This window comes from Pseudarthrobacter sp. (assembly GCF_036675385.1).
GTDB lineage: Bacteria > Actinomycetota > Actinomycetes > Actinomycetales > Micrococcaceae > Arthrobacter.
On the sequence record NZ_JAKFFD010000042.1, the window covers coordinates 1 to 6,395 of the forward strand.

7 protein-coding genes are annotated in these 6,395 nt (G+C 66.4%); 4 read left to right on the top strand and 3 right to left on the bottom strand.

Annotated elements, in window-relative coordinates; all coding sequences use genetic code 11:
• Positions 1-199: 199 nt before the first annotated feature.
• The 3 genes from V6M49_RS04090 to V6M49_RS04100 all read right to left on the bottom strand — a co-directional run bounded on the left by V6M49_RS04090 (position 200) and on the right by V6M49_RS04100 (position 3,585).
• Complete coding sequence (locus V6M49_RS04090; RefSeq protein ID WP_332760150.1) at positions 200-958, bottom strand: dienelactone hydrolase family protein; 759 nt, start codon at positions 956-958, stop codon at positions 200-202.
• 109 nt (positions 959-1,067) lie between these two features.
• Positions 1,068-1,241 (bottom strand): CsbD family protein, encoded by a 174-nt coding sequence (locus V6M49_RS04095; protein WP_058931408.1) that lies wholly within the window; start codon positions 1,239-1,241, stop codon positions 1,068-1,070.
• Between the two features lie 64 nt (positions 1,242-1,305).
• Positions 1,306-3,585, bottom strand: coding sequence for a PEP/pyruvate-binding domain-containing protein (locus tag V6M49_RS04100; RefSeq protein WP_332760151.1), 2,280 nt, complete (start codon positions 3,583-3,585; stop codon positions 1,306-1,308).
• Between the two features lie 108 nt (positions 3,586-3,693).
• Here V6M49_RS04100 and V6M49_RS04105 point away from each other — a divergent pair, with 108 nt between their 5' ends.
• The 4 genes from V6M49_RS04105 to V6M49_RS04120 form a co-directional block, all read left to right on the top strand.
• Positions 3,694-4,152 (top strand): SRPBCC family protein, encoded by a 459-nt coding sequence (locus tag V6M49_RS04105; RefSeq protein WP_104060425.1) that lies wholly within the window; start codon positions 3,694-3,696, stop codon positions 4,150-4,152.
• Positions 4,152-4,814, top strand: coding sequence for a pentapeptide repeat-containing protein (locus V6M49_RS04110; RefSeq protein ID WP_141141479.1), 663 nt, complete (start codon positions 4,152-4,154; stop codon positions 4,812-4,814). Before V6M49_RS04105 ends, V6M49_RS04110 begins: the two co-directional genes overlap by 1 nt.
• A 92-nt stretch (positions 4,815-4,906) precedes the next feature.
• Entirely contained in the window at positions 4,907-6,118 is a 1,212-nt protein-coding gene (locus V6M49_RS04115; protein WP_332760153.1) for a thiolase family protein, read from the top strand.
• Positions 6,118-6,395, top strand: a 278-nt coding sequence (locus V6M49_RS04120) for an enoyl-CoA hydratase/isomerase family protein (RefSeq protein WP_332760155.1), incomplete at its 3' end; no start/stop codon positions are given. The genes V6M49_RS04115 and V6M49_RS04120, both read left to right, overlap by 1 nt.

The window sequence follows — 6,395 nt, forward strand, 5'->3', positions numbered from 1 at the left end:
AAAGAACTCACTCTTCTGGTCAGGCGTGTACTTCCTCTGGCCGACAGCTTCTTTCGTTAAAGACGACACGGTCGTTGCAACTCCCAAAAATTCTGGGTGTTGCAACGACCGCTAGAACCCGCCTCGGGGGCGGCCCGCCGTCGTCGTAAGTTCCCATCCATTGCTCCGTAGGGGCCCTTTTGAGTACTCAAAAGGGCCCCTACGGAGCAATCGATGGTGGTCGGGTGGCGTCCATGTTCTTGAGGTGCCGGGCGAAGTGGTCGTCGATCCGCTGCCAGGCTTCGGGGGAGGACGCCGGGTCGGGGCCGATGCCCATGACGCGCATCAGCGGCCTGAAAACCGCGGGGCCCAGGTCGGTTTCGTTGAGGAACGCGTGGCCTGCGGTGGGAAATTCCTTGACGCTGTTTTCGATGCCGAGGTTGTCCAGGGCGGTCTCGAGCTTGCCGGCCGCGCCCTTGAGGGTGAAGTCGCGGCCGCCGAAGTTGGCCACGATGGGGCAGGCGCCGCGGAGGCTTTCCTCGAGATTGCCGGGCAGGCGGCCGTAGTTGACCGAGGCCGCGTCGAAGCCGTCGCGGGCCACCAGCAGCGCGAATCCTCCGCCCATGCAGAACCCGATCACGCCGGTCTTGCCGGTGGACAGCGGCGACGTGGCCAGCCAGGTCCGGGCGGTGGCGAGATCGGTGAACGCGCGGCCGCTTCCCCGGAGCATGCTCCGCATGGTGCTGACCAGGCAGCGGCGCGGGCCGCCGTCGCTGAACAGGTCCACCGCCAGCGTCAGGTACCCGGCGCGGGCCATCCGGTCTGCATGCCCGCGAACGAGGTCGTTCAGGCCGAAGGCTTCGTGGATCATCAGGACCGCGGGAAACGGACCTGGCCCGGAAGGCGTGGCGAGATATCCGCCGAGCGAAGGCGAACCGCCGGCAGCGGCACTCTGGGCACTCAGGTCCACATAAGCCATGGGCCAAGGGTAGCCGCCGCCGTCGATCCCCTCCGTCGACGCGGTCGGCGGACACGAGAACGGCGGCGGACCCCCCATGGGAATCCGCCGCCGTTCGAATGTGGAAGGACTAGTCCTTGAAGGTGTCCTTGACGTTTTCGCCGACCTTCTTTGCGTCAGCCTTGACCTGGTCCGCCTGGCCTTCGGCCTTAAGTTTGTCGTTGTCCGTGGCGTTGCCGGCCGCTTCCTTGGCCTTGCCGCCCAGGTGCTCTGCTTCGTTGCTGATCTTGTCTCCGAGGCCCATGAGTCTGGCCGCCTTTCGTTCCCGTTGATCTGACAATGCTTTTTAAGCCTAACACAAAGCATGCTTACCATTTCGGGGAACCCGAATTCCCGCGACCTGTCGGTATGACGATGCCTGCGCCGCCGTCGACGGTGACGCGTTGCCCCGTGCGGAGCTGGAGGGTCGCATCTCCCGTTCCTACGACGGCGGGGATTCCGAATTCACGGGCGACCAGGGAGGCGTGAGCCGCCAGGGTTCCGCCGTCGGTGATGATGGCCGCGGCAAGGGCGAAGAGCGGTGTCCATGCTGGCGCTGTCGATTTAGCGACCAGTACTTCGCCTTCGAGAAAGGAGTCGAAGTCTTCCGGTCCATGCATGACACGGACGATGCCGGTGATCCGTCCAGTGCTCGCGGGATGCCCCACGATGGCCCCTTCCGGCAGGTCATGTGAACTTCTTGCCGCGTCCACCGCTCGGGCGATCGGATCACCGATAAACCTGCCGGTTTCGCCGAGGGTCAGCGGTGCGGCGAGGTTCCGCTGCCGTTGCCAGGTATCGCGTCGGCTGGCAACGGGCGGCCGCGTACCCGCTGATCGGCCGGTGACCTCGTTCAGGTTCAGGAAATGAACGTCCGCTGGATCCTCGATGAGGCCGGTGGCGACCAGATGTTCGCCGAGCCGGCGGGCGCAGCGGCGCAGGAGCGGCCATGCCAGGCTCAGGTCGTGGGACTGTTCTTCCCGCAGGGCCGCGTAGTGCTGGGCGACCTCAAGGAGGGCGTTGAATCGTGCGAGCAGTCGGGGCTGATCCTTGAGTGCCTGGCGTGCGGCCGCTTCGGCGTCGGCCCGCTGGGCGCTAAGGCCTTCGGCCTTCCCTGTTGCCGGCAGTTGGTCAGCGCCCTTGTGGCTGAGCAACGATTCGCCGGCGGTGGGGTGGTACCAGTCCAGAGAGTAGACCGCGTGGGAAACCTCTGCCGGTGCGGTTCCGGGCAGCCCGCGAAGAAGCGCCTGGTGGCCGGTTACACCTGCTGCTGTCCGGTGCAGCGGGCCGGCCAAATGCTTCTGCCAGAACCGGGCCAGTGCGGATTCCATCTTCCAGGCGGAACCGCCGACGATGGAAAGTGACCACAGGTAGATTCCTGCTTGATTGCACACGGCATCCACGAGTTCGACAAGCCTGGCCGGGGATGCCGAATCAACCTCCCGTTCCGCGTTCCGCACGAGCTGGCGGTACTCGGGCAGCAGGTGGTTGCGCCACTTCAGCTCCAGGCCATGGAGAACCGCGCGGTGCGCCGCGGCTGGATTGGTGGAGACGCGGAGGAGGGCGTTGAACAGGAACCAGGGTGCCCGGCCGCGGCTATCCAGAATTACTCGTCCGAGGAGCCTTGGGGAGGGCACCGGCGGGGCGTTGTAGTACCAGCCGTTAACGGAGGCATAGCGGAAGGGCACCCGCACGCGGGCGTCGCCTTGCATGCCGTCGAGGTATCCGGATTCGATCCGGGGAAGGACCCAGTCCTCGAACAACGGGGTCATCGGATCCGGCAGCCATTCACCGAGGCGGAAGTTCCGAGACCACAGACCTTTGCCAGGCACCACCCAATCAACAGCCTCCGGCAGGGCCGTCATGGGCCGGGCCTGCAGAAGGAACAGGACACCGTCTGTGTCAATGGCCCACTCAATATCCTGCGGCACCCCGGCATGGGCCGCGACACTGCGGGCCAGCCCGGCTACCTCCCGCGCCTGGGCTGGTGTGAGAGTGCCGGCGTTCCGGGTGGGGACTGCATCCTGATCCCGGACGGTCCATTGTTCCCCGACAGCGTCACCGGCAACGAGGGGTTCGCCGAGTCCGTGCACGGCCGTGACGATGGTTTCGTCACGGTCCCCGGTGAGCGGATTGGCGGTGAAAGCGACGCCGGCGGCGAGGGGCTGGACCATCTGTTGAATGAGTACCGCCATGGCAGGCGCGGCCGGTTGTTCCTGGCCAGAGGCTCCGCGCGCTGACTCATACGCCACCACCCGGGGGTTGGCAGCGGACGCCAGACAGCGCCTGGTTGCATCCTCGAGGTCATCTCGTGGAATGTTGAGGAAGGTCTCGTAGAGGCCTGCGTACGAAGCGTCGGGCAGGTCTTCTGCGGTGGCGGAGGACCTGACGGCAAAGGGTCCCGGACCGATCCTGTCGGCGGCGTCCTGCAATGCATCGGCGAGGATCCGGCCGGGCCGGTCAAAGGCCTCTGCAGTGACGATGAAGCCTGGCGGCACACGGAATCCGACTGCGGAGAGCTCATTGAGCGTGGCCGCCTTGCTGCCCAGCGCTGCCTGTCCCGGGCGAACGGCACCAAGCAGGGGAAACGGCTGCTGGGTGTCCGCCATCGGTCTTCTCCATGGGTGGGTAGGGGCTCTATGCAGTGAGGCTACACCCGATCCCGCGCTTGGCCCGGCGGCCTGTCGAATGTCAGTGCCCCCGGCTAGGCTCGATGCATGGAACACAGCACAAGCCTGACCCAGCACATTCATGCCACGCCGGAAAAGGTCTGGGCGGTCATCTCGGACATCCCCGGTTCCGCCTCCACCCTGTCCGGCATCGACGCGGTGCAGATGCTCAGCGACGGGCCCTACGGCGAGGGAACGCGCTGGAAGGAAACGCGGACCATGATGGGCCGCTCGGAAACTGTGGAGATGTGGGTGACGCAGGCCGATCCTCCCCGCAGCACCACGGTCAAGGCCCTCCAGGGCGGCGCCGATTACACCTCGCGCTTCAGCCTGGCCGAGCGCGACGGCGGGACGGACCTGACGCTGACCTTCGGCGCCGACGTCGTCAAGCCCACCCTGCTCAGCAAGGTCAGCATGACCCTCTTCGGCAAGCTGGGCATGAGCATGACACGCAAGGCGCTCACGAAAGACCTGGCGGAAATCGCCGCCAAAGCGGAATCGCTCTAGTGGCGGCAAAGGCCCCCAAGGTAACGGCTCCCCGGCTCTCGCCGGTCAGCCTGGAGGATGTCACGGATGATCCGGCCCCGGACTTCCGGCGTGGTGAAAGGTACGACGGCGTCCGGTACAGCCGGGCGGTCGCCGACGGTCTGGAGCTGAGCGGCACGGATTTTGCCGAGTGTGAGTTCCAGGGCGTCTCCTTCAATGACACCCAGCTCCGCGGGGCCACGTTCCGGGACTGCATCCTGTCCGAGCTGTACGCGCCGGTGTTCCGGGCCGCCCGCTCCACGTGGCGGGACGTGCAGCTGAACAATCCCCGGCTGGGCTCCGCTGAGTTGTATGAAACCGGCTGGCAGTCGGTCCGGATCGACGGCGGCAAGCTGGACTTCCTGAATCTGCGCGGGTCCAAGCTGACGGACGTTGTCATCAGCGACTGCATCATCAACGAACTGGACCTCGGTTCCGCCTCCGGGACGCGCGTGGCGCTCAAGAACTGCACCATCGGCACCCTGGATCTGACGGGCTCGCGGCTGAAGGATTTTGATCTTCGCGGCACGGATTTCCGGACCATCAGCGGCCTCGGCAGCCTGGCCGGCGTGGTGATCGACGACTATCAGCTGAGCCTGCTGGCGCCGCTCCTGGCCGGGCACCTCGGCGTCCTTGTCCTGTGAGTGTAGTCTTTATAGAACGAACGGTCGGTAAATAGGGCGGTCACTGGACGGCCCCGAAGATTCCGGCTCCCTGGCGTAAAGGATTTGTTCTTATGGTCGAGGCTTTTCTTGTTGGCGGCGTCCGCACTCCCGTGGGCAGGTACGGCGGTGCGTTATCGGCGGTCCGTCCTGATGATCTGGCTGCACTGGTGATCCGGGAGGCCGTGTCCCGTGCGGGCCTGGACCCGGACAGTATCGAGGAAGTCATCCTGGGCAACGCAAACGGCGCTGGCGAGGAGAACCGCAACGTGGCCCGGATGGCGGTCCTGCTGGCCGGGCTTCCCCTCCACATTCCCGGCATCACGGTTAACCGGCTGTGCGCGTCCGGGCTGAGCGCCATCATCCAGGCCAGCCACATGATCAAGTCCGGCGCCGCGGACGTGGTGATCGCCGGCGGCGTCGAGTCCATGAGCCGTGCGCCGTGGGCCCAGGAGAAGCCCGCCACGGCGTTCGCGAAGCCGGGACAGATCTTCGATACGTCCATCGGCTGGCGCTTCGTCAACCCGCTGTTCCAGAAGGGCCAGCTGGCGCGGGACGGCAAGATGACCTACTCCATGCCGGAAACCGCGGAGGAAGTGGCACGCGTGGACGGCATCACCCGCGAGGACGCCGACGCCTTCGCGGTCCGCTCCCACGAGCGTTCCCTCGCCGCCATCGCCGCAGGGCGCTTCAGGGACGAGATCGTCCCGGTGCCGGTGAAGTCCCGCAAAGCCGAAACGGTGGTGGACACTGACGAAGGCCCGCGCGCCGGCACCACCCTGGAAGTCCTCGCCGGGCTGCGCCCCGTGGTTCCGGGCGGGTCCGTGGTCACGGCCGGGAACTCGTCCACGCTGAACGACGGCGCTTCGGCCATCATCGTTGCGTCCGAGGCCGCCATCGCACGGCTGGGCCTGACGCCGAGGGCCCGGATCATCGACGGCGCCTCCGCCGGCTGCGAACCCGAAATCATGGGCATCGGCCCGGTCCCGGCGACGCAGAAAGTGCTCGCACGGAGCGGCCTCAGCGCTGGTGACCTGGGCGCCGTCGAGCTTAACGAAGCGTTCGCCACGCAGTCGCTCGCGAGCATGCGTCGGCTCGGGCTGGACCCGGACACGGTGAATAACGACGGCGGCGCCATCAGCCTGGGGCATCCGCTCGGTTCCAGCGGATCGCGGCTCGCCATCACCCTGCTGGGCCGGATGGAACGCGAGGACGCCAAAATCGGCCTGGCTACGATGTGCGTTGGCGTGGGCCAGGGCACCGCGATGCTGCTGGAGCGTGTCTGATGCCCTCCCCGGAAAGCGCGAACGGACACTTGAGCCCCCGCGACTTCCGCACGCTCCTGGTCGAGGAGCGTGAGGACCGCGTGGTGGTCCTCCTCAACCGCCCGGAAGTCCGGAATGCCATCGACCAGCAGATGGTGGACGAACTGCACGTGGTCTGCGCCGCGCTTGAGCAGAATCCCAAGGTCCTGATCATTGCAGGGGTCGACGGCGTCTTTGCCTCGGGTGCGGACATCGCCCAGCTGCGCGAGCGGCGCCGCGATGATGCCCTGCAGGGCAT

Excerpts from the sequence above, each read along its gene's own strand:
- V6M49_RS04090 (WP_332760150.1), bottom strand. The coding sequence starts at position 958 with ATGGCTTATGTGGACCTGAGTGCCCAGAGTGCCGCTGCCGGCGGTTCG.
- V6M49_RS04105 (WP_104060425.1), top strand. The coding sequence starts at position 3,694 with ATGGAACACAGCACAAGCCTGACCCAGCACATTCATGCCACGCCGGAA.
- V6M49_RS04100 (WP_332760151.1), bottom strand. The coding sequence starts at position 3,585 with ATGGCGGACACCCAGCAGCCGTTTCCCCTGCTTGGTGCCGTTCGCCCG.
- V6M49_RS04115 (WP_332760153.1), top strand. The coding sequence starts at position 4,907 with ATGGTCGAGGCTTTTCTTGTTGGCGGCGTCCGCACTCCCGTGGGCAGG.
- V6M49_RS04095 (WP_058931408.1), bottom strand. The coding sequence starts at position 1,241 with ATGGGCCTCGGAGACAAGATCAGCAACGAAGCAGAGCACCTGGGCGGC.